At 72.6% G+C, this 25065-nt stretch carries 22 protein-coding genes; 5 read left to right on the top strand and 17 right to left on the bottom strand.

Going from position 1 to position 25065, the window contains the following annotated elements; all coding sequences use genetic code 11:
• Position 1: 1 nt before the first annotated feature.
• From gcl to ABD774_RS13885, 5 genes are all read right to left on the bottom strand, one after another.
• Positions 2-1777: a glyoxylate carboligase gene (gene gcl, locus ABD774_RS13865; protein WP_345042281.1), complete on the bottom strand. Its 1776-nt coding sequence runs from the start codon at positions 1775-1777 to the stop codon at positions 2-4.
• Between the two features lie 112 nt (positions 1778-1889).
• On the bottom strand, positions 1890-2819 hold the full coding sequence (locus ABD774_RS13870) for a 2-hydroxy-3-oxopropionate reductase (protein WP_345042284.1): 930 nt from the start codon (positions 2817-2819) through the stop codon (positions 1890-1892).
• Positions 2820-2829: 10 nt separating this feature from the next.
• Positions 2830-3660: a hydroxypyruvate isomerase family protein gene (locus ABD774_RS13875; RefSeq protein WP_425554553.1), complete on the bottom strand. Its 831-nt coding sequence runs from the start codon at positions 3658-3660 to the stop codon at positions 2830-2832.
• A 115-nt stretch (positions 3661-3775) separates the two neighbouring features.
• Positions 3776-5047 carry a DUF6986 family protein gene (locus ABD774_RS13880; RefSeq protein WP_345042286.1) on the bottom strand — a complete coding sequence of 424 codons (1272 nt, stop codon included), beginning with the start codon at positions 5045-5047 and terminating at the stop codon, positions 3776-3778.
• Complete coding sequence (locus ABD774_RS13885; protein WP_345042289.1) at positions 5044-6528, bottom strand: NAD-dependent malic enzyme; 1485 nt, start codon at positions 6526-6528, stop codon at positions 5044-5046. The genes ABD774_RS13880 and ABD774_RS13885 overlap by 4 nt, the downstream gene beginning before the upstream one ends.
• Positions 6529-6667: 139 nt before the next feature.
• Here ABD774_RS13885 and ABD774_RS13890 point away from each other — a divergent pair, with 139 nt between their 5' ends.
• Positions 6668-7420 carry an IclR family transcriptional regulator gene (locus ABD774_RS13890; protein ID WP_345042291.1) on the top strand — a complete coding sequence of 251 codons (753 nt, stop codon included), beginning with the start codon at positions 6668-6670 and terminating at the stop codon, positions 7418-7420.
• A gap of 101 nt (positions 7421-7521) precedes the next feature.
• Here the strand turns inward: ABD774_RS13890 and ABD774_RS13895 are convergent, their stop codons facing one another.
• From ABD774_RS13895 to uraD, 4 genes are all read right to left on the bottom strand, one after another.
• On the bottom strand, positions 7522-9210 hold the full coding sequence (locus ABD774_RS13895; RefSeq protein WP_345042293.1) for a nucleobase:cation symporter-2 family protein: 1689 nt from the start codon (positions 9208-9210) through the stop codon (positions 7522-7524).
• A 43-nt stretch (positions 9211-9253) separates the two neighbouring features.
• Positions 9254-10213 (bottom strand): factor-independent urate hydroxylase, encoded by a 960-nt coding sequence (gene pucL, locus ABD774_RS13900; protein ID WP_345042296.1) that lies wholly within the window; start codon positions 10211-10213, stop codon positions 9254-9256.
• 240 nt (positions 10214-10453) lie between these two features.
• Complete coding sequence (uraH, locus tag ABD774_RS13905) at positions 10454-10792, bottom strand: hydroxyisourate hydrolase (protein WP_345042299.1); 339 nt, start codon at positions 10790-10792, stop codon at positions 10454-10456.
• Entirely contained in the window at positions 10789-11292 is a 504-nt protein-coding gene (gene uraD, locus ABD774_RS13910; protein WP_345042302.1) for a 2-oxo-4-hydroxy-4-carboxy-5-ureidoimidazoline decarboxylase, read from the bottom strand. Before uraD ends, uraH begins: the two co-directional genes overlap by 4 nt.
• A gap of 240 nt (positions 11293-11532) precedes the next feature.
• On the opposite strand from uraD, the gene ABD774_RS13915 reads away from it, so the two are divergent.
• On the top strand, positions 11533-12075 hold the full coding sequence (locus tag ABD774_RS13915) for a DoxX family protein (protein ID WP_345042304.1): 543 nt from the start codon (positions 11533-11535) through the stop codon (positions 12073-12075).
• Between the two features lie 75 nt (positions 12076-12150).
• On the opposite strand, the gene ABD774_RS13920 is transcribed toward ABD774_RS13915, so the two are convergent.
• From ABD774_RS13920 to ABD774_RS13940, 5 genes are all read right to left on the bottom strand, one after another.
• A complete protein-coding gene (locus tag ABD774_RS13920; protein ID WP_345042306.1) occupies positions 12151-13572 on the bottom strand; it encodes an NAD-dependent malic enzyme in 1422 nt (473 codons plus the stop codon).
• Between the two features lie 276 nt (positions 13573-13848).
• Positions 13849-15351 carry an Asp-tRNA(Asn)/Glu-tRNA(Gln) amidotransferase subunit GatB gene (gene gatB / locus ABD774_RS13925; RefSeq protein ID WP_345042309.1) on the bottom strand — a complete coding sequence of 501 codons (1503 nt, stop codon included), beginning with the start codon at positions 15349-15351 and terminating at the stop codon, positions 13849-13851.
• Complete coding sequence (gatA, locus tag ABD774_RS13930; protein WP_345042311.1) at positions 15348-16856, bottom strand: Asp-tRNA(Asn)/Glu-tRNA(Gln) amidotransferase subunit GatA; 1509 nt, start codon at positions 16854-16856, stop codon at positions 15348-15350. Before gatA ends, gatB begins: the two co-directional genes overlap by 4 nt.
• Positions 16853-17152 carry an Asp-tRNA(Asn)/Glu-tRNA(Gln) amidotransferase subunit GatC gene (gatC, locus tag ABD774_RS13935; RefSeq protein ID WP_345042313.1) on the bottom strand — a complete coding sequence of 100 codons (300 nt, stop codon included), beginning with the start codon at positions 17150-17152 and terminating at the stop codon, positions 16853-16855. Before gatC ends, gatA begins: the two co-directional genes overlap by 4 nt.
• Positions 17153-17215: 63 nt before the next feature.
• A complete protein-coding gene (locus ABD774_RS13940) occupies positions 17216-17635 on the bottom strand; it encodes a pilus assembly protein CpaE (protein ID WP_345042315.1) in 420 nt (139 codons plus the stop codon).
• 154 nt (positions 17636-17789) lie between these two features.
• Here ABD774_RS13940 and ABD774_RS13945 point away from each other — a divergent pair, with 154 nt between their 5' ends.
• Positions 17790-19079, top strand: a complete 1290-nt coding sequence (locus ABD774_RS13945; protein WP_345042317.1) for a phospholipase D-like domain-containing protein — start codon at positions 17790-17792, stop codon at positions 19077-19079.
• A gap of 21 nt (positions 19080-19100) precedes the next feature.
• Here ABD774_RS13945 and ABD774_RS13950 read toward each other — a convergent pair whose 3' ends face one another.
• Positions 19101-19607 (bottom strand): GNAT family N-acetyltransferase, encoded by a 507-nt coding sequence (locus ABD774_RS13950; protein WP_345042319.1) that lies wholly within the window; start codon positions 19605-19607, stop codon positions 19101-19103.
• Positions 19608-19721: 114 nt separating this feature from the next.
• On the opposite strand from ABD774_RS13950, the gene ABD774_RS13955 reads away from it, so the two are divergent.
• A complete protein-coding gene (locus ABD774_RS13955) occupies positions 19722-20114 on the top strand; it encodes a VOC family protein (protein ID WP_345042321.1) in 393 nt (130 codons plus the stop codon).
• A 36-nt stretch (positions 20115-20150) separates the two neighbouring features.
• Here ABD774_RS13955 and ligA read toward each other — a convergent pair whose 3' ends face one another.
• Entirely contained in the window at positions 20151-22565 is a 2415-nt protein-coding gene (gene ligA / locus ABD774_RS13960) for an NAD-dependent DNA ligase LigA (protein WP_425554554.1), read from the bottom strand.
• 56 nt (positions 22566-22621) lie between these two features.
• Positions 22622-23059: a MarR family winged helix-turn-helix transcriptional regulator gene (locus ABD774_RS13965; RefSeq protein ID WP_345042323.1), complete on the bottom strand. Its 438-nt coding sequence runs from the start codon at positions 23057-23059 to the stop codon at positions 22622-22624.
• 86 nt (positions 23060-23145) lie between these two features.
• Here ABD774_RS13965 and ABD774_RS13970 point away from each other — a divergent pair, with 86 nt between their 5' ends.
• Positions 23146-24990, top strand: a complete 1845-nt coding sequence (locus tag ABD774_RS13970; protein ID WP_345042326.1) for an ABC transporter ATP-binding protein — start codon at positions 23146-23148, stop codon at positions 24988-24990.
• The last annotated feature ends 75 nt before the right edge of the window (positions 24991-25065 follow it).

Consider the following 25065-nt stretch of genomic DNA (forward strand, 5'->3'; position numbering starts at 1 on the left):
CCTAGTCCAGCAGAGCCAGGGCCGTGGGGGAATCCTCCGCGCTGAGCGCGAGGTCCTCGAACTCGTTCACGCCGTCGAGCTCGGCGCCCATGGCGATGTTGGTGACGCGCTCGAGGATGACCTCGACCACCACCGGCACCCGGAACTCCGCGGCCGTCGCGCGGGCCTTGGCGAAGGCCGGCGCGAGATCCTCCGGGTCCTTGACGCGGAGCGCCTTGCACCCGAGCGCCTCGGCGACCCTGACGTGGTCGACGCCGTAGCCCTCCGTCTCGGCGGAGTTGATGTTCTCGAACGCGAGGGAGACGTGGTAGTCCATCTCGAAGGCCCGCTGGGACTGCCGGATCAGGCCGAGGTAGGCGTTGTTGACCACGACGTGCACGTACGGCAGGTGGTGCTGGGCGCCGACGGCGAGCTCCTCGAGCATGAACTGGAAGTCGTAGTCGCCGGAGAGGGCGACGACCTCCGCGTCCGGCCGGGCGGCGGCCACGCCGAGCGCGGCGGGCCCGGTCCAGCCCAGCGGTCCGGCCTGGCCGGCGTTGATCCAGTGCCGGGACCGGTAGACGTGGAGCAGCTGGGCGCCGGCGATCTGGGACAGGCCGATCGTGGTGACGTAGACGGTGTCCCGGTCGAAGGCGCGGTTCATCTCCTCGTAGACGCGCTGCGGCTTGATCGGCACCTCCGTGAAGTGCGTCTTGCGCAGCAGCGTGCCCTTGCGGGCGGCGCAGTCGGCCACCCACCGCGACCGGTCCGGCAGCTGCCCGGCGTCGCGGCGCTCGCGGGCGATCTCGACGGCGAGGGCGAGGAACGCCCGTGCGTCGGAGACGATGCCGAGGTCGGGCGCGAAGACGCGGCCGATCTGGGTCGGCTCGATGTCGACGTGGACGAACGTGCGGCCGCGGCGGTACGTCTCGAGGCCTCCGGTGTGGCGGTTGGCCCACCGGTTGCCCACGCCGAGGACGAAGTCGGACTCGAGGAACGTGGCGTTGCCGTAGCGCTGGGAGGTCTGGATGCCCACCATGCCCGCGGCGAGCGGGTGGTCGTCCGCGATGGCGCCCCAGCCCATGAGGGTGGGCACGACGGGGACGTCGAGGGTCTCGGCGAGCCGCACGAGGAGGTCCTCGGCGCCGGCGTTGACGATGCCGCCGCCCGCCACCAGGAGCGGACGCTCGGCCGCCTGGAGCATGTCCAGCGCCCTGGCGACCTGCGCGCGCGTGGCCTCGGGCCGGAGCACGGGCAGCGGGGCGTACAGGTCCGGGTCGAACTCGATCTCGGTCAGCTGGACGTCGATCGGCAGGTCGACGAGCACCGGGCCCGGGCGGCCGGAGCGCATGAGCTGGAAGGCCTGGGCGAGCACGCCGGGCAGCTGCGCGGCCTCGAGGACGGTCCTGGCCATCTTCGTCACCGGCGCCGCGATCGACGCGATGTCGACGGCCTGGAAGTCCTCCTTGTCGAGCTTGGCCACGGGGGCCTGGCCCGTGATGCACAGCATCGGCACGGAGTCGGCCCACGCGGCGTACAGGCCGGTGATCATGTCCGTGCCGGCCGGGCCGGAGGTACCGACGCACACGCCGATGTTGCCCGCGGCGGCGCGGCTGTACCCGTCCGCCATGTGCGAGGCCGCCTCGACGTGGCGGGCGAGGACGTGGCGGATGCCGCCGTGCTTGCGCATGGCGTCGTAGAACGGGTTGATGGCGGCGCCGGGCAGGCCGAAGGCCTGGGTGGCCCCCTCCTTCTCGAGGATGGCGACGGCGGCGTCGACTGCTCTCATACGGGGCATCGGGTGCTCCAGGATCGTCGTTGGTCGGGAGGCTTGCGGGCACGCCCGGCCGGCGTTCGTGGGCCGGCCGGGGTGCGTCGGTGGGTCAGGAGTCGGGGTCGGAGCCGGTGGCTCAGGAGTCGCGGCCGGAGAGCCGCGCGACGGTGCGGAAGAGCGCGGAGTGGTCGAGCGCGCCGTCCCCGCCGGCGCGGGCGGCCTGCATGAGCTGCGCGACGAGGGCACCGAGCGGGATGGTGACGCCGGCCTCGCGGGCCGCGGACGTGACGATGCCGAGGTCCTTGTGGTGCAGGTCGATGCGGAAGCCCGGCTCGAAGGAGCGGTCCAGCATCTTCTCCGCCTTCTGGTTCAGCACGGCGGAGCCCGCGAGCCCGCCGCCGAGCACCTGCACGGCGGCGGCGGTGTCGACGCCGTAGGCCTCGAGGAAGACGATCGCCTCGGCCAGCAGGCCGATGTTGCCGGCCACGATGAGCTGGTTGGCGGCCTTCACGGTCTGGCCGGAGCCGGTGGGCCCGACGTGAACGACCGTCTTGCCGACGACGTCGAGCACGGGCCGCGCGGCCTCGAAGTCCTCCTCGGACCCGCCCACCATGATCGACAGCGCCGCGTTCTTCGCGCCCGCCTCGCCGCCGGAGACGGGGGCGTCGACGATGCGGAAGCCCTGGGCGCGGGCCTGCTCGGCCAGCTCCACGGTGACGTCGGGACGGATGGTGGAGAAGTCGATGATGAGGGCGCCGGGCTTCGCGGAGTCGAGGACGCCGCCCTCGCCGGTCAGGACCTCGGCGACGTCCGGGGAGTCCGGGACCATCAGGGCGACGACGTCGGCGTCGGCGACGGCCTCGGCCACCGAGCCGGCGGACGTGCCGCCCGCCTCGACGAGGGGCCGGGTCTTCTCGGGGCTGCGGTTGTACCCGGTCACCTGGTGGCCGGCGTTCTGCAGGTGGACGGCCATGGGGCTGCCCATGATGCCGAGGCCGATGAATGCGACGCGGGTCATCGCTGTCCCCTCACTGTCGGTGCTGCGGGTCGTGCTCGTGGTGGTCATGTCTTCTCCTTCAGCGGGTGACGGCGGGCTCGGCCGCGCGCTGCCCGCGCGGCAGCCAGGCGAACGGGTCGGCGTCGTCGGTCTTGTACTCCAGGCCGACCGGTCCCGCGTAGCCGCCGGCGCGCAGGTCCTCGATCCACCGGGTGATCGGCAGGTCGCCGCTGCCGGGTGCGCCGCGGCCGGGGGCGTCGGCGATCTGCACGTGGGCGACGCGGTCGCGGTAGGTCGCGATCTCGGCGTCGACGTCGGCGGCGTTGACGGAGAGGTGGTAGACGTCGAGGAGCAGCCCGATGTTCGTCGAGCCGTGCTCGGAGGCCACCCGGTCGACGACGGCGACAGCGTCGGCGGAGGTCTTCAGCGGGTAGGCGGGGGTGCCGGAGACGGGCTCGAGCAGCACGGTGCCGCCGATGCGGTCCACCGCCTGCGCGGCGAGGTGCAGGTTCTCGGCGCCGAGGTCGTCCTGGGCGGCGGGGTCGGCACCCTCGACGCGGTTGCCGTAGAGGGCGTTGAACGCCCGGCACCCGGTGCGCTCGCCGATCGCCGTGACGACGTCGAGGTTGGCACGCAGCTCCGCCTCGCGGCCCGGCCAGGAGATCAGCCCCCGGTCACCGGCGGGCATGTCACCCGCGAGGAAGTTCAGGCCGGTCAGCTGGACGTCGGCCTTCTCCAGCGCGCGCACGAGGGCGTCGATCTCGTCGGCGTCCGGCGTGGCGGTGGGGAACGGCCACCACAGCTCCAGGCCGTCGAACCCGGCGGCCCTGACGGCGGCAGGCCGCTCGAGCAGCGGGAGGTCCGTGAGCAGGATCGAGGCGTTCACCGTGTAGGGAATCTGTGAAGCCATCAGGCTACCTTTCGCGATACGGAATACAACTTCCTCTTGTCGAAAGAGTAGAGAAGAGCCCGGCGGGGGTCAACCCCCGCCGGGCTCTGTCCCGGTACGGCTCGCGGCGGACCGGTCAGGCCGGCGCGCCGGCCTCCGCGTCGGTACGCGGGCGCAGCAGCGCGCCGAGAGCGCCCGGCTCCACCCCGGCGGCGGCGAGCTCCCCGGCCGACACGGCGCCGCAGTCCAGGCCGCGCTGGAGGAACCACGCCAGCGCCCGGGCGGTGGCCGGCTCGTCCATGACCGCCCCCTCCTCGCGGGCGAGGTACGCGCGCAGCCGCGCCGCGGCCGCGTCCGTACCCTCCCGGTAGAAGGTGTACGTCGCGGCGAACCTGCTGGGCAGCTGTGCCGGGTGCAGGTCCCAGCCCTGGTAGTAGCCGCGCTCGAGCGAGCGGCGCACCAGCCGGGCGTGCAGCGCCCATGCCGAGCGCACGTCCTCCGGCTGCCCCACGGGCAGCACGTTGGTGGACCCGTCGGAGAGGCGCACCCCCGTGCCCGCGGCCGCGAGCTGCATGACGGCCTTGGCGTGGTCGGCCGCCGGGTGCTCCATCGACTGCTGGGCGGCCGAGATGCCCAGGGACGCCGAGTAGTCGTAGGTGCCGTAGTGCAGCCCCGTGACCCGGCCCTGCCCCGCGTGCACCATGCGGGCCACCAGGGCCGTGCCGTCCGCGCCGAGGATCGACTGGGGCGTCTCGACCTGCACCTCGAACCCGAGGCGGCCGGCCGGCAGCGCGTGCGCCTGCTCGATCCGGCCGCAGACGGCGACCATCGCCTCGACCTGCTCGACGGCGGTGACCTTGGGCAGGGTGAGCAGGAGCCCGTCCGGCAGGTCGCCCCCCTCGAGCAGCGTCGTGAGGAAGAGGTCCAGCGTGCGCAGGCCCCGGCGTCTCGTCGGCCGCTCGAAGCTCTTGAAGCGGATGCCGACGAACGGGGTCGCGAGGCCCCGCTCGAGCTCGGTCCGCAGGGTGCGTGCGGCGGCGACCGCCACGTCGTCCTCGGCGTCGCCGTGGTCGCCGTAGCCGTCCTCGAGGTCGATGCGCAGGTCCTCGACGGGCTCCCGCCCGAGCTTGCCCGCCACCTGCGCGGCGACGGCGTCCCGCAGCCCGGCGGGCACCCGTGCCACCTCGAGGAGAGCCTCGGCCCCGCCGGCGCGCTCCACCGCGGCGCGCGCCTGCTCCCCCCAGTCGCGGGCGAGCCCGACGGTGTACCGGTCGGCCGGGACGTAGACCGTGTGGACGGGCTGGCGGCTGACGTCGTCGCCCGGGTAGTCGCGCCCGAGCCGGGCGTCGACGGGGGCGAGGAGCTCCTCGACGGCGCGCAGGGCCCCCTCGTCCAGGGTGGTGCTCATCGGGCCGCCCCGGCGCCGACGGGCTCGGCCGCCACCCGGGTGCCGGCGTCCTCCTCCGCACCGTCGCCGTCGCCGGCCGCCGCCTCCTGCTCGGCGAGGTCCCGCTGGGCCTCGGTGCGGACGGCGTCCGCCACGGCCTCGGCCACGCGGACGTCGAAGACGCCGGGGATGACGAAGGCCGGGTTGAGCTCCTCCTCGGAGACCACCTCGGCGATCGCCACGGCCGCCACGCGGAGCAGCTCCGGGGAGATCTTGGTGGCGCCCGCGTCGAGCAGCCCGCGGAAGAGGCCCGGGAAGGCGAGGACGTTGTTGATCTGGTTCGGGTAGTCGCTCCGCCCGGTCGCGACGACGGCGGCCGTCTCGCCCGCCTCGATCGGGTCCACCTCGGGGGTGGGGTTCGCCAGGGCGAACACGATGGCGCCGTCGTTCATCGTCGCGACGTCGGCCCCGGTGAGGATGTTGCCCGCAGAGACACCGATGAAGACGTCGGCCCCGGCCAGGCCCTCCTTGAGGGTGCCCACGAAACCCTCGGGGTTGGCGTTGTCGATGATCCAGCTGCGGTGCCCGTCGCCGTTGCGCACGCCGGGGTGCAGGGCGCCGCGCCGGTCGAAGCCGATGACGTTCCGGGCGCCCTGGGCCATGAGGAGCTTGATGATGGCGGTACCCGCGGCGCCGACGCCGGAGACGACGATGCGCACGTCCTCCATCCTCTTGCCCACGACCTTGAGCGCGTTGATCAGCGCCGCCAGCACGACGATCGCCGTGCCGTGCTGGTCGTCGTGGAAGACCGGGATGTCCAGCTCCTCGCGCAGCCGGGCCTCGATCTCGAAGCAGCGGGGGGCGGAGATGTCCTCGAGGTTCACCCCGCCGTACACCGGGGCCATGGCCTTGACGATGGAGATGATCTCCTCGGTGTCCTTCGTGTCCAGGCAGACCGGCCACGCGTCCACGTCGGCGAACTCCTTGAACAGCGCGGCCTTGCCCTCCATCACCGGCAGGGCGGCCGCGGGGCCGATGTCCCCCAGGCCGAGCACCGCGGTGCCGTCGGTGACGACGGCGACGGTGTTGCGCTTGATGGTGAGCCGGCGCGCGTCCTCGGGCTTCTCCGCGATCGCGGTGCACACCCGTGCGACGCCGGGGGTGTAGGCGCGGGAGAGATCGCGGCGGGTCTTCAGCGGCACCTTGAGGCTGACCTCGATCTTCCCGCCCAGGTGCATGAGGAAGGTCGAGTCGGACATCTTGAGCACCCGCACGCCGTCGAGGGCGTCGAGGGCGTCGCGCACCTGCTCCCCGTGCTCGCCGTCGACGGTGTCGCAGGTGACGTCGACGACGATCCTGGTGCTCGTGGACTGGACGATGTCGACGCCCATGACCGCGGCCCCGGCCTCCGCGACCGCGGACACCACCGTGCTCGTCGCCCGCTGCGACGCCGGCACCTCCACCCGCAGGGTGATCGTGTAGCTAGGACTGGGCAGGCCCATGGTGTTGGATTCCTCTCGACGATATTCCGCTTGGACTTTCGACATGTGAAATACTACTTCCGCGACCCTGGCGAACCGCCTCGGCGCTCGGGACGAGATCCGGACGAGCGGGGCAGGGCTCCGCGGAGGGAGGCACACCGTGGCTGAGGGCAACGGCGTCCAGTCGGTTGACCGGGCGATCGACCTGCTGGAGATCATGACCGACCTCGGCGGCTCCGCCGGGCTGAGCGAGCTGGCCACCAGCTCCGGCCTGCCGCTGCCCACGATCCACCGGCTGATGCGCACGCTCGTCGGCCGGGGGTACGCCCGCCAGCTGCCCTCGCGCCGCTACACGCTGGGACCGAGGCTCATCCGCCTCGGCGAGAGCGCGGGCCGCCAGCTCGGTGCGGGCGCCCGCCCGCATCTGGAGCGGGTGGCACGAGAGCTCGGGGAGACGGCGAACATGGCGATGATCGACCGCGACATGGCGGTCTACGTCGCCCAGGCGGCGTCCTCGCACTCGATGCGCATGTTCACCGAGGTCGGCCGCCGCGTGTACTGCCACTGCACGGGCGTGGGAAAGATGGTGCTCGCCCAGCTGCCCGACTCCACGGTGCGGGAGATCGTCGCCCGGACCGGCATGCCCGCCGCCACGGACCAGTCGATCACGAACGTCGAGGACCTCATCGTCGAGCTCGACAAGATCCGCAGGCAGGGCTACGCCGTCGACGACGGCGAGCAGGAGATCGGGGTGCGGTGCTTCGCCGTCGCCGTGCCGGACGCCCCGACCCCCTCCGCCGTCTCCGTCTCCGGGCCGGCTGCCCGCGTGACGTACGAGTTCGGCGAGAAGGCAGTGCCGGTGCTGCACGAGCTGGCGAGACAGGTGGCCGGCGAGCTCCTCAGCGTCCGTTGACGCCGCGGTCCCGCGCCGGGTGCCGGACCGCCACGTCCGCCGTCGTCCGGAGGGACCGGCACCTGCGTCTCGGCACCTCCGGACCGGCGCACGCCCGGAGCTCATCGCTGCCAGGCCCGCACGGCTGACTCGTCCCGCTCCGGGTCTGCGGCGTGGCGGCCCGCGCCCGCAGCGTGCGGACCGCCCGCGGTGCCACGGGGTTGCCCGGCCACGCCGCGGTGACGGAGCTGCAGGATGTCCGGGACGCCGTCGCCGTCGAGGTCGAGGGCGGAGACCGAGCCGGACCGGCGACCGTGCCCGCCGCGCACCCGGGCCCTCCGCTCGGCGGCGCGCCGGGCCTCCCGGGACGCGGCCCGCTCGCCGTCGACGATCGCGAAGTACTCGGAGCGGCGCTCCTCCTGCTCCGCGGCGACGACGAGCCGGGCGGACGAGGCGACGGTGAACACCGAGGGGTCCTTCGCCCGGCCCCAGCGGACCTCGTTGAAGAGGATGTTCAGGAGCACGGCCACCACGGAGGCGGCCGAGATGCCCGAGTGGAAGACCATGCCCACCCACGCGGGGAACGCGTCGTAGAACGTCGGCATGGCGATCGGGATGACACCGAAGGAGATCGCGACGGCCACGAGGGTGAGGTTGAGGTTGTTGTCGTACTCCACCTTCGACAGGGTGCGGATGCCCGAGGCGGCGACCGAGCCGAACAGGACGATCCCCGCCCCGCCCAGCACGGGCATCGGGATCGCCGCCACGACCCGCCCCAGCACCGGCAGGAGGCCGAGGACGAGGAGCACGGACCCGCCGGCCGCGACCGCCCAGCGGCTCTTGATGCCGGTGATGGCCACCAGTCCGACGTTCTGGGCGAAGGCACTGGCCGGAAAGCTGTTCAGCACCGGGGCGAGGGTGGTGGCGACCATGTCGGCGCGGAGCCCGTCCCCCACCCGCCTCGCGTCGACCTTCGTCCCGACGATCTCGCCGACGGCGATGACGTCCGCCGTCGTCTCGGTCATGATCACCAGGATCACGATCGTCATCGAGATGATCGCGCCGATCTCGAAGACGGGCAGGCCGAACTCGAACGGCGTCGGCAGGGCCACCGTCGCCCCCTGGGCGACGGCCGAGAAGTCCGCCATGCCGACGCCGGCGGCGAAGACGGTGCCGATCACCAGACCCAGCAGGATCGAGAGCCGGGAGATCGTGCCCTGCAGGAACCGGCTGAGCACCAGGACCACCACGAGGGTGAACATCGCGAGCCCGATGTTGGCCGTCGACCCCCAGTCGGGCGCCTCCGCGTTCGAGCCCATCATCCAGCGCACCGCCACGGGGAGCAGCGACACACCGATGACCGTGATGATCGTCCCGGTCACCACCGGCGGGAAGAACCGGATGATCTGCGCGAAGAAGGGTGAGATCAGCAGGCCGATCGCACCGGCCACGATGATGGAGCCGAACACGGCGGGCAGGCCACCGTCGCCCGTGGCGACCGCCACCATCGTGGAGACGGAGGCGAACGAGATTCCCTGGACGAGCGGCAGCTGCGACCCGAAGAAGGGGATGCCGACGGTCTGGAGGATGGTGGCGGCCCCGCTGACCAGTAGCGATGCGGAGACCAGGATGCCGATCTGGGCACCGTCGAGGCCGGCCGCCTGACCGACGATGAGCGGCGGCGCGATGACGCCTCCGTACATCGTCATGATGTGCTGAAGGCCGTAGAGGAAGGTCTTGCCGACGGAGTACTTCTCGTCCTCCGGGCGCTGCCCTGTGGGCAGCTCGACAGGCGCGGTCGTGCCAGTCATGTCCGAGCTCCTTCGCTGCGGGCGTGGGACGGTCAGAACGGGCTCAGCAGAAGCCCGTCACGGTGGCCCAGGCGCGCGGCTCCGGCTCGATGTCCGAGCGCTTGACCTCACCCTCGATCAGGCCGTAAGGGCGGTCGGCCGCGTAGAACACCTCGTTGGGGTTCTCCAGGCCGAACGGTTCGAAGTCGACGAGGAAGTGGTGCAGGTTGGGCATCGAGAACTTGATCTCACCGATCTCGGGGTGCGCCTCGAGGACGCGGCGGCCCATCTGGTAGAGCGTCTGCTGCAGGGCGTAGGAGTGCACGTCGGCGAACGTCTCGAGAAGGATCCGGCGGACGTCGTCGTACACGGCGTTGTAGTCGATGTCGGTGCGCAGGTAGCGCCACCTGGCGGTCACGGAGGTCGCCAGGATGCGGTCGTCCGTCTCCACCAGCGTGGTGTAGCGGTCCCGGGGGAAGCCGTGGAACTCCGAGCCGGTGGACTTCAGCACCTTGAGGTCCTCCAGCCCCGCGACGACGAAGACCTCGTCGCCGTCCCGCTGCACGACGGCCGTGCGCGTCTCGGTGCCCCCCTTGACGAAGGCGTGGTTGTGCTCTCCGTCCGCGGCGTTGTTCTCCAGCGAGGTGGGGATGTGCTCCCAGGTGTACTCCTTCACGCCCCAGCGCCCGCCCGTGACCCAGTCGAACGAGCTGGTGAAGTGCTCCGCGAGGCGCAGGGCGAACTCCTCCGGCGAGCCGATGCCGTCCTTGGCGAACGCGAAGACGGTGTTCTTCTGCGTGTCGGTCGCCACCACCGGGGAGTTGTCGCCCTCGGTGTGCGCCACGGTGAAGTCGCCGCGCAGCTGCGAGGTCACCGACAGGTCGGTGATGCGGTGACGCGGGTGATCGCGGTCCACCTTGACCAGCCTGACCTCGGCCTTGCCGTACTGGTTGTCGCCCAGCACGATCGAGCCGTCGTGGTCCGGGGCGCCTGCGGCGGGCTGGGTGGTGAGGGTGTCGCTCATGTCTAGCTCCTTCGATAGTTGTGGTGCGACTTATGTGGACGTCAGGAGGTGCGGTCAGGGACCGTCTCGACCGGCCCCTGCGGCGCCCCGGTGGCGGCGCCCCGGGAGGGCGACTGCGCGGCGGGTCGGCCCGCCGGAACCCGTGGGCAGGCTCGCCCGGGGCCGTGAGCCCGCGGGCGGGCGGCGCGCCGCCGCCTGTCACGCACTCCTGCAGGACTCACCGCTCGTGTCGGAGCCCGGTCAGCTGCCCCGGTAGGTCGAGTACGCGAACGGGCTGAGCAGGATCGGCACGTGGTAGTGATCCTGCCCCTCCTCCACCACGAAGTCGATCGTGACCTCGGGGTAGAAGGTGCGCTGGTCGCGCGCGGCGAAGTACTCGCCGGTGGCGAAGACGATGCGGTAGGTGCCGGGCTCCAGGGCGGCGGGCCCCAGGTCCCGGTTCCGACCGTCCGCGTCGGTGGCGCCGGAGGCGATCGTGGTCAGGCCGCCGCCCTCGTGGCGTACGAGGCGGACGCCCACCCCCGCGGCCGGGACGCCGGCGACGGCGTCGAGGACGTGGGTGGTGATGTGCGAGGTCACGTGAGCTCTCCTTCGAGTCTGAGGACCGCGATCTCCCGCAGCTGCTCGGCGGCGGTCCGGCGTTCGGTGGCAGGGTCGTTGGTGAGGCGCTCGTCGAGTGCCGCGAGGATCTCCTCCGGCCCGCGGCCGGCGGCGCGGATGAGGAAGACGTGGCCGAAACGCGCCTCGTAGGCGCGGTTCCCCTCAGCCAGGCGACGGGCGACGTCGGCCCCCGCGCCGGTCACGCCGGCCTGCTCACGGCGCGAGTGGGCCGCGTCAGCCTCGCCTCCCTCGGGTCGCTCGCCGATCCGTGGGTGGCGGGCCAGAGCGGCGTCGATCTCCTCGTCCGTCCAGGGCTGTGCCGCCTGCCGGGCTGCCTCCAGCGCGTCCTCGACGGAGGCGTAGGGTCGACCGCGGACGATCTCGTCCGCCCAGCGCGGTACCGCGGCGCACGCGAGAAGCATCGCTCGCGCCTGCTCGGTCCCGGCACTGTTGAGCCGGTCCACCCGGGTCGACCTCATCGAACCTCCGACGTCCTTGGCGACTTCCGTATTGCGGAAGCACTCTTCCACTTGGAGAGATTCAACTCCCGGCCCCGCCACCTGTCAAGGGCGCCGCCAGCGCTCGCGGGCCTCCGCACCCCGGGTGTGCGGTACATGTGTCCGGCCGACGGGACGTAAGCCCCAGGAAACGGACATTTGGGCGAGCCATGCTTCTACCCAAGAGCTTCATCAGGTGACAACCGCTCGAAGGAGAGCACGATGGCTACCACGACTCCGCACCGCACAGCGCGAGCGGTGACCTACCAGGAAGACATCATCACCTCGTCCGCGGCCCGCAAGACGCTGGCCGTCGGCCGGATCATCATCGGCTGGGTCTTCCTGTGGGCCTTCGTCGACAAGCTGTTCGGCCTGGGCTTCATGACTCCGGCCGAGCGCGCCTGGATCAACGGCGGCACCCCCGCCCAGGGCTACATCAAGGGCATCGAGGGCCCGTTCGCGGGCTTCTTCCAGGTCTTCGCCAACCCCTTCGGCGACGCCCTGTTCATGGCCGGCCTGCTCGGCATCGGCGTCGCGATGATCGCGGGTGCGGGCCTGAAGATCGCCGCGGTCACCGGCACCCTGCTCATGCTCTTCATGTACCTGGCTGAGCTGCCGCTGGCCCTCGGCGGGACCAACCCGATCACCGACTCCCACTGGGTCGAGGCGATGCTGCTGATCATCTCGGCGGTCACCCTCTCGGGCGACACCTGGGGCCTGGGCAAGTGGTGGGCCCGCAAGGTCGGCAACAGCTGGCTCCGCTGAACCACACCTCCGGGTCGAACGACCCGGACGACGAAGGCCCTGGCCGGACGGCCAGGGCCTTCGTCGCGTCAGAGGTCAGCGCACCTCTGCGGCGTCCCCGCGCTGGGAGTCCAGGTGGCGCTGAGCCTCGGTGCGCACCGCCTCGGCCACCGCCTCCGCCACGCGCGTGTCGAAGACGCCGGGGATGATGAACGCCGGGTTCAGCTCGTCGTCGGAGACCACCTCGGCGATCGCCACCGCCGCCACGCGCAGGAGCTCCGGCGAGATGTGCGTGGCGCCGACGTCGAGCAGCCCCCGGAACAGGCCCGGGAAGGCCAGGACGTTGTTGATCTGGTTGGGGTAGTCCGAGCGTCCCGTCGCCACCACCGCCGCCGTCCGGCCCGCCTCGATCGGGTCGACCTCCGGGGTGGGGTTCGCCAGGGCGAAGACGATCGCGCCGTCGTTCATCGTCGCCACGTCCTCACCGGTGAGGATGTTGCCCGCGGAGACGCCGATGAACACGTCGGCCCCGACGAGACCCTCCTTCAGGGACCCGCTGAAGCCTCCCTCGTTGGTGTTCTCGGCGATCCACCGGCGGTGCTCGTCGCCGTTGGCGGCGCCCTTGTGGAGCGCTCCCCCGCGGCCGAAGGCGACGATGTCGCGGGCGCCCTGGGCCTTCAGCAGCTTGATGATCGCCGACCCCGCGGCGCCGACGCCCGAGACGACGATGCGCACGTCCGCCATCGTCTTCCCGGTCACCTTGAGCGCGTTGATGAGCGCCGCGAGCACCACGATGGCGGTGCCGTGCTGGTCGTCGTGGAAGACCGGGATGTCCAGCTCCTCGCGCAGCCGGGCCTCGATCTCGAAGCACCGGGGCGCGGAGATGTCCTCCAGGTTGATGCCCCCGTACACCGGGGCGATGGCCTTGACGATGGAGATGATCTCCTCGGTGTCCTTCGTGTCCAGGCACACCGGCCACGCGTCCACGTGCCCGAACTCCTTGAAGAGGGCGGCCTTGCCCTCCATGACCGGCAGCGCCGCCGCGGGCCCGATGTCGCCCAGGCCCAGCACCGCGGTCCCGTCCGTGACCACCGCGACGGTGTTGCGCTTGATCGTCAGGCGCCGCGCGTCCTCCGGCTTCTCCGCGATCGCCAGGCACACCCGCGCCACCCCGGGCGTGTAGGCCCGCGACAGGTCACGACGCGTCTTCAGCGGCACCTTCAGGGCCACCTCGATCTTCCCGCCGAGGTGCATGAGGAAGGTCGAGTCGGACATCTTGAGCACCTGCACGCCCTCCAGGGCGTTCAGCGCGTCCCGGACCCGCTCCCCGTGCTCGCCGTCGACCGTGTCGCACGTGACGTCCACCGTCAGCTTCGTCGTCGAGGAGTGGACGATGTCGACGCCCATGACCGCGGCTCCGGCCTCCGCGACCGCGGACACCACCGTGCTCGTCGCCCGCTGCGACGCCGGCACCTCCACCCGCAGGGTGATCGTGTAGCTGGGGCTGGGGAGTGCCATGTCGGGTGCCTTCCGGGCGTTGGAAAAGTGCGGTGCATCCTATCCCGCCGCTCTGTGCGGCAGCTCACTGCGCCGCGCCGCGGGGCGGGGCCGACGGCCCCGCCGGCCCCGCCGCGGACGACGGCGGCGGGCCCTCCCCGCAGGGAGGACCCGCCGCCGGGTCGGAGCTGTCGTCCACCGGGAGCCGACGCCGCACCGCACGGCTGACGCCTCACCGAGAAGATGACGCCTCGCTGAGAGATCTCGCTCGTGGCTGAGAGATCTCGCTCGTGCGGGTCAGCCGATGCGCGCCATGAGGATCTCGCGGACCTTGGCGGCGTCGGCCTGACCGCGCGTGGCCTTCATGACGGCGCCGACGATCGCGCCGGCGGCCTGGACCTTGCCGCCGCGGATCTTCTCCGCGACGTCTGGGTTCGCGGCGAGCGCCTCGTCCACGGCGGCCTCGAGGGCGCCGTCGTCGGAGACGACCTCCAGACCACGGGCGACCACGACCTCCTCGGGCGAGCCCTCGCCGGCCAGCACGCCCGCGAGCACCTGCTTGGCGAGCTTGTCGTTGATCCGCCCCGACTCGACGAGGGCAGCCAGCTCCGCCACCTGCGCCGGCGTCACGGACAGCTCCTCCAGGCTCACGCCGTCGTTCTTCGCCGTGCGGGACAGCTCGCCCATCCACCACTTGCGGGCGGCGGCGGGGTCCGCGCCGGCCGCGACGGTGGCCTCGACGAGGTCGCCCGCGCCGGCGTTGACCAGGTCACGCATCTCGGCGTCGGAGAAGCCCCACTCGCCCTGCAGCCGGCGACGGCGCACGGCCGGCAGCTCGGGCAGGGACGCCCGGATCTCCTCGACCCACTCGCGCGGCGGCGCGATCGGCACCAGGTCGGGCTCGGGGAAGTACCGGTAGTCCTCGGCGTCGGACTTCACGCGGCCGGGCGAGGTCGTGCCGGTGTCCTCGTGCCAGTGCCGCGTCTCCTGGACGATCGAGCCGCCCTCGTCGAGGATGCCCGCCTGGCGGGAGATCTCGTAGCGCACGGCCCGCTCGACGGAGCGAAAGGAGTTGACGTTCTTCGTCTCCGTGCGGGTGCCCAGCGGGTCCGTGGGGTTCGCGCGCAGGGAGACGTTGACGTCGGCACGGACGTTGCCGCGCTCCATCCGGGCCTCGGAGACGCCGAGGGAGCGGAAGATGTCCCGCAGGGCGTTGACGTACGCGCGGGCCACCTCCGGGGCGCGCTCGCCGGCGCCCTCGATCGGCCGGGTGACGATCTCCACCAGCGGGATGCCCGCGCGGTTGTAGTCCACGAGGGAGTGCGTGGCGCCGTGGATGCGCCCGGTGGAGCCGCCGACGTGGGTGTTCTTGCCCGCGTCCTCCTCCATGTGCGCACGCTCGATCTGCACGCGGAAGATCTCGCCGTCGGAGAGCTCGACGTCGAGGTAGCCGTCGTGCGCGATGGGCTCGTCGTACTGCGAGGTCTGGAAGTTCTTCGGCACGTCCGGGTAGAAGTAGTTCTTCCGGGCGAACCGGCATGACTCCGCGATCTCGCAGTTCAGCGCGAGCCCGATGCGCACGGCGTACTCGACGGCCTTGCCATTAACCGCCGGCAGGGCGCCGGGCAGGCCCAGGGAGACGGGCGTGACCGCGGTGTTCGGCGCGGCCCCGAAGGTCTGCGGGGCGCCGTCGAACATCTTGGTCGCCGTGCCGAGCTCGACGTGCACCTCGATGCCGAGCACGGGGTCGTACTTGCGCACGGCCTCGTCGTAGTCGACCAACTCGGTCTGCGCGCTCATCGGGCGCTCACCTCCAGCTCGGGGGCCTTGTCGAGCAGGGGCGCGCCCCACTCCTGGGTCAGCAGGCGCTCCAGGACGCCGCCGACCCGGTACAGCCGGGCGTCCTCCCGGGCCGGGGCGAGAACCTGGAAGCCGACCGGCAGACCGTCGTCGCTCAGGCCCGACGGGAGCGAGAGGCCCGGGATGCCGGCGAGGTTCGCCGGGATCGTCGCGACGTCGTTGAGGTACATGGCCATCGGGTCATCCAGCTTCTCGCCGAAGCGGAACGCGGTGGTGGGCGCGGTCGGCGAGACGAGCACGTCCGCCCTGGCGAAGGCCGCGGCGAAGTCGCGCTGGATGAGGGTGCGCACCTTCTGTGCCGAGCCGTAGTAGGCGTCGTAGTAGCCGGCCGAGAGGGCGTGGGTGCCCAGGATGATCCGGCGCTTGACCTCGTCGCCGAAGCCCTGGCCGCGGGTGGCGGCCATGACGGTCTCGGCGGTGACGGGCCCGTCCGCGGGCTCGACGCGCAGCCCGAAGCGCATGCCGTCGAAGCGGGCGAGGTTCGAGGACGCCTCCGCGGGCATGATCAGGTAGTACGCGGCGAGCGCGTACTCGAAGCTCGGGCAGGAGACCTCGACGACCTCCGCGCCGGCGGAGCGCAGCAGCTCGACCGCGTGCTCGAAGCTGGCGCGGACGCCGGGCTGGTAGCCCTCGCCGCCGAGCTCGGAGACGATGCCCACACGCACGCCGGCGAGGTCCGTGGACCGGGCGGCCTCGACGAGCCCGCCGACCGGGTCCGTCAGCGAGGTCGAGTCGAGCGGGTCGTGCCCGCCGATGACCTCGTGCAGGAGCGCGGAGTCGAGGACGGTGCGGGAGACCGGACCCGCCTGGTCGAGCGAGGACGCCATGGCGATGAGGCCGTAGCGCGAGACGCCGCCGTAGGTGGGCTTGGTGCCGACCGTGCCGGTGACGGCAGCCGGCTGGCGGATGGAGCCGCCGGTGTCGGTGCCGATGGCGAGCGGGGCCTCGAAGGCGGCGACGGCGGCCGCGGAGCCGCCGCCCGAGCCGCCCGGGATGCGCTCGAGGTCCCAGGGGTTGCGCGTGGGGCCGAAGGCCGAGTGCTCCGTGCTGGAGCCCATGGCGAACTCGTCCATGTTGGTCTTGCCGAGAATCGGCATGCCGGCCTCGCGCAGCTTGCGCACGATCGTGGCGTCGTAGGGCGGCACCCACCCCTCGAGGATCTTCGAGGCGGCGGTGGTGACCTGCCCCTTGGTCACGACGACGTCCTTGACGGCGATCGGCACACCGGCCAGCTCGGGGAGGTCCTCCCCCGCGGCGCGGCGGGCGTCGACGTCGGCGGCGGCGGCGAGCGCCTCGTCGGTGTTGGTGTGCAGGAAGGCGTGGACGGCGCCGTCGACGGCGGCCATGCGGTCCAGGTGGGCCTGGGTCACCTCGACGCTGGAGACCTCGCGGGAGCGGAGCAGCTCGGCGAGCTCGGCGGCGGTGCGGCGGGTCAGGTCGCTCATGCGTCCTCCCCCAGGATCTGCGGCACGGCGAACATGCCGTCGCGCGCCTCGGGCGCCGCGGCCATGACGGCGTCGAGGTCGAGGGTCTCGACCACCTCGTCCGCGCGCCAGACGTTGCTCAGCGGGATCGGGTGGGAGGTGGCGGGCACGTCGGGGGTGGCGACCTCGTTGACCCGGGCGACGGCGCCGGCGATGACGTCGAGCTCACCGGCGAGCCGGTCGATCTCCTCGGGAGTCAGCGCGATCCGTGCCAGGGCCGCGACGCGCGCGACCTCGTCGGAAGAGATGGTGGACATGCCCGCGATTCTACGTGCCTGCCCGGGCGGCCCGACGACCCGGCGGGTGCCTCCGGCACGAGCTCAGGGCGCCGACCGGCCGATCAGGTCCAGGAGGGCGGCGCCGTAGGCGTCCGCCGGCTCGGCGGCGACATGCTCGACCTCCTCCGTGCCGGGGCCGACGGGGAACGTGGCCAGCACCCGGTACCCGTCCGGCTCCCGCTCGAGCCGGCGGAACGTGGCGCCGAGGAGCTCGCGGAGCTGGTCCTCGCGGGGGCGCCACACCGTCTGGTCGATCGTCACGGAGTCCAGGGCCCACTCCGTGGTGCCGTTGAAGCCGAGGATCGTGCCCGTGGGGTAGGTGCGCGCCTCGACCGTCATCTCCGAGATCGTGAAGACGTCGCCCGCGAGCTCGGGCTGGTCGATCGAGAAGCGGTCCCCGGGGGCCGGGCGCCAGCGCAGTCCGGCCTCCTGCAGGGCCCGGGCGAGCTCGAGGGAGATCATCGGCCCAGTATCGGCCAGCCCGGCGCGAGCGGCCCGGGCGACGGCGGCCGTCGTAACCGTCACCCGCCTCGGCGGGGACTCGCGCCGCGGACGGCCGGGGCCTGACTCCCCGCGCCGAGGTGTTCCGGACCGGGCCGTGCCATAGGTTTGGGCCATGTCGCTCCGTCAACGCGTCGGTCACGCGGTCCTCAGCCTCCCGCACGTCGGGGCACGGGACGTGTGGCGCGCGGTCCGGTGGTACGTCGGCGGGGTGGCCACGCTGCAGGCGTCGGCCGTCGCCACGGTGCTGGCCGTCGACCGGCTGCGCAAGCGCCGGGAGCCGCCGTCGGGCGAGTTCCCCCGGACGGAGCCCGCGCGGGTGGACGTGGCCGACTCGCAGGTCACGACGTTCACCTACGGCGCCGACCTGTACGAGGACATGCTGGCGCGCATCGAGACCGCCGAGCACACGATCTACTTCGAGACCTTCATCTGGAAGGCGGACAGGACCGGGCACCGGTTCAAGGACGCCCTCCTGGCCGCGGCGCAGCGCGGCGTGGAGGTCTTCATCGTGTTCGACAGCTGGGGCAACGGGGTGGTCTCCCCGCGGTTCAAGCAGTTCCCGGACCTCGCCAACCTGCACGTGCTGAAGTTCCCGTTCTTCCGGCCCGGCCTGCTCACCCTCAACCTGCGCAAGACCGGGCGCGACCACCGCAAGCTGCTGGTGGTCGACGGCGTGACCGGCTACGTGGGCGGGTACAACATCGGCGACCTCTACGCCACGACGTGGCGCGACACCCACCTGCGGGTGGACGGGCCCTCGGCGTGGGAGCTGGAGAACGCCTTCGTCGACTTCTGGAACGACCACCGGAAGAAGAAGCACCCGGAGATCCCCGACCGCGGGGCGCGATCGTGGGACGCCCGTATCCGGGCGGCGCAGAACGCCCCGGCGCGGCTGATCTTCCCCGTGCGCGGCATCTACCTCGAGGCGATCGACCGCGCCGAGGACCACGTGTACATCACGCAGGGCTACTTCATCCCGGACCGCGAGATCCTTCACGCCCTCATCTCGGCGGCCCGCCGCGGCGTCGACGTCCGGGTGCTGATCCCGGAGTTCTCCAACCACATCCTCGCGGACTGGGCGGCCCGCACCTACTACTCGCGCCTGCTGGAGGCCGGGGTCACGATCTGGCTCTTCCAGGACGCGATGGTGCACGCGAAGACCATGACCGTGGACGGCCGCTGGACGACGGTGGGGACCACCAACATCGACCGGCTGTCCATGACCGGGAACTTCGAGATCAACCTCGAGCTCTACGACGACGACCTGGCCGAGCAGATGGAGAAGATCTTCCTCAACGACCTGGGCAACTGCCGGCAGCTGACGCTGGAGGAGTGGGAGCAGCGCGGGGTTCCCCGCCGCGTCCTGGAGCGGGTGCTCAAGCCGCTCGCGCCGCTGCTGTGAGGCGGCCCGCGACCGGTCCGGTCAGACGGTGAGCTCGTAGAACCACATCTGCGGGTGCGGTTCCCAGTCGCCCACGTAGTCGCGCGACGGCACGCGGCGAAAGCCGAGCCTCTCGTACAGACGGTGCGGCGTGCCGGGGCCGTCGCTGCTGACCACCGAGAGCACGAGCGCCGGGTATCCCTGTTCCTGCGCCCACTCCACCGCGCCCCGCAGGAGCGCCTCACCAGCACCGCGGCGCTGCACGGCGGGGTCGACGGTGAACATGCGCACCTCGAGCTCGTCGCCGCGGGCGAGCTGCGCGTAGGCGCCGCCGGCTGCGGCCAGCGTCAGGGAGCCGAGGACCTCCCGGCCCGAGCGCGCCACGAGCACGACGGCGTCCGCCGCCCGGGCGGCGACGTCGCGCAGCGCGTCGGCGTACTCCTCCGACAGGTCGAGGACGGCGCGGTAGGCCGCGACGCCGATCTCGCCGGCCCGCTCGAAGTCCTCCGCGCGGGCGAGGTCGACGGTGATGCGGGCGGTGGGGAGCACGGGCGACATTATGGCGCGCTCCGCCGTCGCCGGGCGTTCCCGTCCCGGCCGCCCCTTCCTATGCTGGGGACCTCGGGCGCCGCCCCGGCGCCCCGGCACGAGGAGGTGCCCGCCATGACCGGGCGAGTGGTGCACTTCGAGATCCCGTTCGACGACGCCGCACGCGCCAAGGACTTCTACCGGGACGTCTTCGGCTGGAGGTTGCAGGACATGCCGGAGTGGGACTACGTCACCGTCTCCTCCGGCCCCACCCGGGATGACGGCACGGCGACCGAGCCGGGCTACATCGGTGGCGGCATGACGCCCCGGAGCGCCGTCAACCGCGCCACCGTGATCACGATCGACACCGACGACGCCGACGCCAGCCTCGCGGCGGTCGCCGCGCACGGCGGTGAGGTGCTCCAGGAGAAGCTGCCGGTCGGGGACATGGGGTTCGCCGCCTACTTCAGGGACCCGGAGGGCAACGTCGTCGGGCTCTGGCAGGACGCCGCCCGTCCGGCGACGTAGCGGCCGCCGCGTCAGCCGCTTCGAGCGACGTCGCGGCTACGCCTCCACCTGCACCAGGTCGGACACGGCGTCCGGTCCGCCGGCGAGCAGGGCCTCGAAGCCGGCCTCGTCGAGGACCGGCCTGCCGAGCTCGCGTGCCTTCGCCTCCTTCGACCCGGCGTTCTCGCCGACGACGACGAAATCCGTCTTCCTGGACACCGAGCCGGAGGCCTTCCCGCCGCGGGCGATGATCGCCTCCTTGGCGGAGTCGCGGCTGAACCCCTCGAGGGAGCCGGTGACGACCACGGTGAGGCCCTCGAGGGTGCGCGGGACCGACTCGTCCCGCTCGTCGGCCGTCCGCACGCCCGCCTCGGCCCAGCGCCGCAGGATCTCCTGGTGCCAGTCCACAGCGAACCACTCCTTCAGGGCCGCCGCGATCACCGGTCCCACGCCGTCGACGGCGGCGAGCTCCTCGAGGTCGGCCGCCTCGATCGCGTCGAGCGAGGCGTAGTGGGTGGCCAGCGCGCGGGCGGCGGTCGGGCCGACGTGCCGGATCGACAGGGCCACGAGGACCCGCCACAGCGGCTGCGCCTTGGCCTTGTCGAGCTCGGCGAGCATGCGCTCGAGGTTCTTCGACGGCTTCGTGGGGGTGCGGACCGTCCCGTCCGGCTTGCGCTGCTCCTTCGTCCAGAAGGCCCGGACCGCACGCCAGTCCCCGGTGGGCTCACCCTTCAGGGTCTTCGGCTGGTAGACGACGACGTCGCGCAGGTCCTCGGCGGTGAGCTCGAACAGCGCCGCCTCCGTGGTGAGGACCGGTCGCTGGGGCAGCGGCACACCCAGGGCTGCGAGCCTCTCCTCGTCGGGCAGACGGCCCTGCTCCTCGGCCGGCAGCCGGACCGTCCCGGTCTCCGTCTCCAGGCTCCGGCCGGCCGCGAGGGCGCTCAGCGCCTCGGTGCGGCGCACGTCGGGGTTGGTCAGTGCGAGCGCGGCCTCGTACCCCAGGGCCTCGATGTCCAGGGCCCCCCGGGAGGCGACGTGCGCCACCCGCTCGGTGAGCTGAGCAGGGCAGGACCGCGCGTTGGGGCAGCGCAGGTCGACGTCGCCCTCCTTGGCCGGGGCCAGCGGGGTGCCGCAGGAGGGACACCGCTCGGGCATGACGAACTCACGCTCGGTGCCGTCGCGCAGGTCCACCACCGGGGCGACGATCTCGGGGATGACGTCGCCCGCCTTGCGCAGCACGACGGTGTCCCCGATGAGCACCCCCTTGCGGCGCACCTCGTTGGCGTTGTGCAGGGTCGCCTGGGCGACGGTGGAGCCCGCCACCAGCACCGGCTCCATCACGCCGTAGGGCGTGACCCGGCCGGTGCGGCCCACCTGCACCCGGATGTCGAGGAGCTTGGTGTTGACCTCCTCCGGCGGGTACTTGTAGGCGGCGGCCCAGCGCGGGGCCCGGGAGGTCGAACCCATCTGCCGCTGGAGCGCGAAGTCGTCGACCTTGATGACGATCCCGTCGATCTCGTGCTCGACGGTGTGCCGGTGCTCGCCGTAGTGGGTGATCATCTCCTCGACCGCCTCGCGCGAGTCCACCACCCGGGTGTGGGACGAGACGGGCACGCCCCAGGCCTGCAGCTGCTCGTAGAGGTGGGACTGGGACGACCACCGCACGGGCGGGCCGGCCTCGCCCCAGTCCACCGCGCCGACGCCGTGGGCGATCATGTCCAGCGCCCGCGAGGCGGTGACCTTCGGGTCCTTCTGGCGCAGGGACCCGGCGGCGGAGTTCCGCGGGTTGGCGAAGGGGGCCTTGCCGGCCGCCACGAGGGAGGCGTTGAGCTCCTCGAACGCGCTCACGGGGAAGAACACCTCGCCGCGGATCTCGATGCTCACCGGGTGGTGGTCCCCGTCCAGCTGCTGCGGCACGGAGCCGATCGTCCGGACGTTGAGCGTGACGTCCTCGCCGGTGCGGCCGTCCCCGCGCGTGGCGGCACGCACGAGCCGGCCGTCCTCGTAGAGCAGGTTCACGGCGAGCCCGTCGATCTTCAGCTCGCACGTCATGGCGACGTCCGTCCGACCCGCGGCGGCGTGCACCCGCGCCGCCCACTCGCGCAGCTCCTCGAGGGAGAACACGTCGTCGAGACTCTGCATCGGCTGACGGTGCTGGACGGTGGCGAAGTCCGTGGAGTACGTGCCGCCCACCCGCTGCGTGGGCGACTCCGGCACACGGAGGTCCGGGTGCGCCTCCTCCAGCGCCTCCAGCTCGCGGAGCAGGTCGTCGTACTCGGCGTCCGAGATCGTCGGCGCGTCACGCACGTAGTACGCGAACTGCGCGGCATCCACGGCCTCGGCCAGCTCCGTCCACCGCTGGCGCACGTCCGCCTGGGCCGCCCCCGGCACCTCGGCGGCCGTGCCGTCCGGCAGCAGGCCGAGCGCGTCGTCGGAGTCGGGAGTCGATGAGGTCGCGGTCACGAGGGACATGATGGCAAACCCCACCCACGACGGCTGGCCGGAGAGGTCGGGTTGCGGCTCCGGCGTCAGTCCCGCAGCACCTTGCCGAGGAGCTCCGCCAGGGTGGCGCGCTCGGAGGGGGTGAGCGCGGAGAGGAAGGACGCCGACTGCTCGGCGCGGTGCCGCTCGACCGACTCCCGGACCCGGGCACCCTCCGCCGTCGGGCGGACGACGACGGCACGCCGGTCGCGGGCGGACGGCGAGCGCTCCACGAGTCCCCGCGCCTCCAGGGCGTCGACCACCTCGGTCGCGGAGCGCGGCGCGATGCGCAGCGCCTCGGCGACGTCGGAGAGGCGGGTCTCCCCCTCCGCCGCGCGGGCGCAGACCACCCGCAGCGCGCGGACGTGGTGCGGCGAGAGCTGCCACGGCGCGAGCGCGTCCGCGGAGCGCCGGCGCAGCGTCCGCGCGGCCCGCATCAGCAGCTCGGCCGGGTCGCCGGCGTCGGGTGTGCCTGCATCGCTCATGTCACCACCCTACCGATGACGCCAAAACCTCATTGTGAGGTAACCTCACCATCACGATCCCCTCACCATGAATCGAGGTGGTGTCCATGAGCGACATCATCACCGGGCCGCCACGGGGCGGCCATGGTCCCGTCCGCAAGGATCCCGTGGACCTGGCCCAGCTCGAGTCCCACCCGGTCAGCCTGCGCCGGATCGGCGCACTGTTCCGCCCCTTCCGCGGCCGCCTCGCCGTCGTCGTCGTGCTCATCGCGGCCGCCTCCGCCGTCGGGCTGGCCACGCCGTTCCTCACCCGCCGCCTGATCGACGAGGCGATCCCGGACCAGGACGTCCCGCTCCTGCTGCTCCTGGTGGGCGGGATGCTCGCGGTCACCGTGGCCGCCTCGGTGCTGGGTGTCGTCCAGACGTGGCTGTCGACGACCGTGGGCCAGCGCGTCATGCACGACCTGCGCACGGACGTCTTCGTCCACCTGCAGCGCCAGTCCCTCGACTTCTTCACGCGCACCCGCGGCGGCGAGGTCCAGTCGCGCCTGACCCACGACATCGGCGCGATGCAGTCGGTCGTGACGACGGCGGCCACGTCGATCGCCTCCAACGTCACCACCGCCGTCGGGACCGCCGTCGCCATGGCCGCCCTGAGCTGGCGCCTGTCTCTCCTCTCGCTGGTGGTCCTGCCGCCCGCCGTCTGGCTCACCCGCCGGGTCGCGCAGATGCGCCGCGCCGTGACGGCGAAGCGCCAGCGCGCGCTCGCCGGGCTGCACGGCCAGGTCGAGGAGTCCCTGTCCGTCAGCGGGGTGCTGCTCGGCAAGACCCTGGGCACCGGGCCGCTCCTCTCGGAGCGCTTCCGCACGTCGTCGGAGGACCTGCTCGACCTCGAGGTCCGCGCCGAGCTCGCCGGCCGCTGGCGGATGGCGACCATGAGCATCCTCTTCGCCGCCATCCCGGCCCTCATCTACCTCGCCGCCGGCCTCCCGGCCACGTCGGGCGGGATGACCATCGGCACCCTCGTCGCCTTCACCGCTCTCCAGGCCGGCCTGTTCCGCCCGCTGATGGGCGTGCTGAACGTCGGCGTCCAGATCACCAGCTCCCTGGCGCTCTTCAGCCGGATCTTCGAGTACCTCGACCTGCCCGTCGAGATCGGCGACCCGGTGGCCCCGGTGGACCTCGACCCCGGCCGCGTGCGTGGCACGGTGCGGTTCGAGGGCGTCGGCGTGACCTACCCGGGCGGTGACCGGCCCGCGCTGGCCGACGTCGACCTCGTCGTCCCCGCGGGCACGCGGCTCGCGCTGGTGGGCGCCACGGGCGCCGGCAAGACCACGCTCGCCTCGCTCGTCGCCCGCCTGCGCGACCCGTCGACCGGGACGGTGAGCATCGACGGGGTCGACCTGCGGGACCTGCGGCTGAGCACCCTCGCGCAGGTCGTGGGCATGGTCTCCCAGGAGACCTACCTGCTCCATGCCACGGTGCGGGAGAACCTGCGCCACGCCCGCCCGGGCGCCACGGACGCCGAGATCGAGCAGGCAGCCCGCGCCGCACAGGTGCACGACCTCGTCGCCTCCCTGCCGGACGGCTACGACACCGTCGTCGGGGCGCGCGGGCACCGCTTCTCGGGCGGGGAGAAGCAGCGGCTCGCGATCGCGCGCACGCTCCTGCGGGACCCGCGCGTGCTCGTCCTGGACGAGGCCACCAGCGCCCTGGACACCCGGACGGAGCGGAGCGTGCAGGCCGCGCTCGACGCCGTCAGCCGCGGCCGGACGATCATCACGATCGCCCACCGCCTCTCGACCGTGCGCGACGCCGACCTCATCGCGGTGCTCGACGGCGGACGGGTGGTCGAGCTGGGCGACCACGCGACCCTCGCCGCCGGTGGTCGTTACGCCGCCCTCCTCGCGGCGTCGGAGGAGCGCCGGCACGAGCCCGTGCTCGCGGGCTGACGCCCAGCCCGGCGCGGCCAGAGGGTAACCGCCACCAGCCACCGGCCACCGGCCACCGGCCACGACCCAGGTATG

This window comes from Georgenia daeguensis (assembly GCF_039537705.1).
Taxonomy (GTDB): domain Bacteria; phylum Actinomycetota; class Actinomycetes; order Actinomycetales; family Actinomycetaceae; genus Georgenia; species Georgenia daeguensis.

What these genes read in the sequence shown, in the direction of transcription:
- uraD (WP_345042302.1), bottom strand. Translation starts at nt 11,292, where the DNA reads ATGAGGTCGACCCGGGTGGACCGGCTCAACAGTGCCGGGACCGAGCAG.
- gatC (WP_345042313.1), bottom strand. Translation starts at nt 17,152, where the DNA reads ATGTCCACCATCTCTTCCGACGAGGTCGCGCGCGTCGCGGCCCTGGCA.
- ligA (WP_425554554.1), bottom strand. Translation starts at nt 22,565, where the DNA reads ATGTCCCTCGTGACCGCGACCTCATCGACTCCCGACTCCGACGACGCG.
- ABD774_RS13945 (WP_345042317.1), top strand. Translation starts at nt 17,790, where the DNA reads ATGTCGCTCCGTCAACGCGTCGGTCACGCGGTCCTCAGCCTCCCGCAC.
- ABD774_RS13895 (WP_345042293.1), bottom strand. Translation starts at nt 9,210, where the DNA reads ATGACTGGCACGACCGCGCCTGTCGAGCTGCCCACAGGGCAGCGCCCG.
- ABD774_RS13870 (WP_345042284.1), bottom strand. Translation starts at nt 2,819, where the DNA reads ATGACCACCACGAGCACGACCCGCAGCACCGACAGTGAGGGGACAGCG.
- ABD774_RS13875 (WP_425554553.1), bottom strand. Translation starts at nt 3,660, where the DNA reads ATGGCTTCACAGATTCCCTACACGGTGAACGCCTCGATCCTGCTCACG.
- ABD774_RS13940 (WP_345042315.1), bottom strand. Translation starts at nt 17,635, where the DNA reads ATGATCTCCCTCGAGCTCGCCCGGGCCCTGCAGGAGGCCGGACTGCGC.
- ABD774_RS13965 (WP_345042323.1), bottom strand. Translation starts at nt 23,059, where the DNA reads ATGAGCGATGCAGGCACACCCGACGCCGGCGACCCGGCCGAGCTGCTG.
- ABD774_RS13955 (WP_345042321.1), top strand. Translation starts at nt 19,722, where the DNA reads ATGACCGGGCGAGTGGTGCACTTCGAGATCCCGTTCGACGACGCCGCA.
- ABD774_RS13880 (WP_345042286.1), bottom strand. Translation starts at nt 5,047, where the DNA reads ATGAGCACCACCCTGGACGAGGGGGCCCTGCGCGCCGTCGAGGAGCTC.
- gatA (WP_345042311.1), bottom strand. Translation starts at nt 16,856, where the DNA reads ATGAGCGACCTGACCCGCCGCACCGCCGCCGAGCTCGCCGAGCTGCTC.
- ABD774_RS13970 (WP_345042326.1), top strand. Translation starts at nt 23,146, where the DNA reads ATGAGCGACATCATCACCGGGCCGCCACGGGGCGGCCATGGTCCCGTC.
- pucL (WP_345042296.1), bottom strand. Translation starts at nt 10,213, where the DNA reads ATGAGCGACACCCTCACCACCCAGCCCGCCGCAGGCGCCCCGGACCAC.
- gatB (WP_345042309.1), bottom strand. Translation starts at nt 15,351, where the DNA reads ATGAGCGCGCAGACCGAGTTGGTCGACTACGACGAGGCCGTGCGCAAG.
- gcl (WP_345042281.1), bottom strand. Translation starts at nt 1,777, where the DNA reads ATGCCCCGTATGAGAGCAGTCGACGCCGCCGTCGCCATCCTCGAGAAG.
- ABD774_RS13885 (WP_345042289.1), bottom strand. Translation starts at nt 6,528, where the DNA reads ATGGGCCTGCCCAGTCCTAGCTACACGATCACCCTGCGGGTGGAGGTG.
- ABD774_RS13915 (WP_345042304.1), top strand. Translation starts at nt 11,533, where the DNA reads ATGGCTACCACGACTCCGCACCGCACAGCGCGAGCGGTGACCTACCAG.
- ABD774_RS13920 (WP_345042306.1), bottom strand. Translation starts at nt 13,572, where the DNA reads ATGGCACTCCCCAGCCCCAGCTACACGATCACCCTGCGGGTGGAGGTG.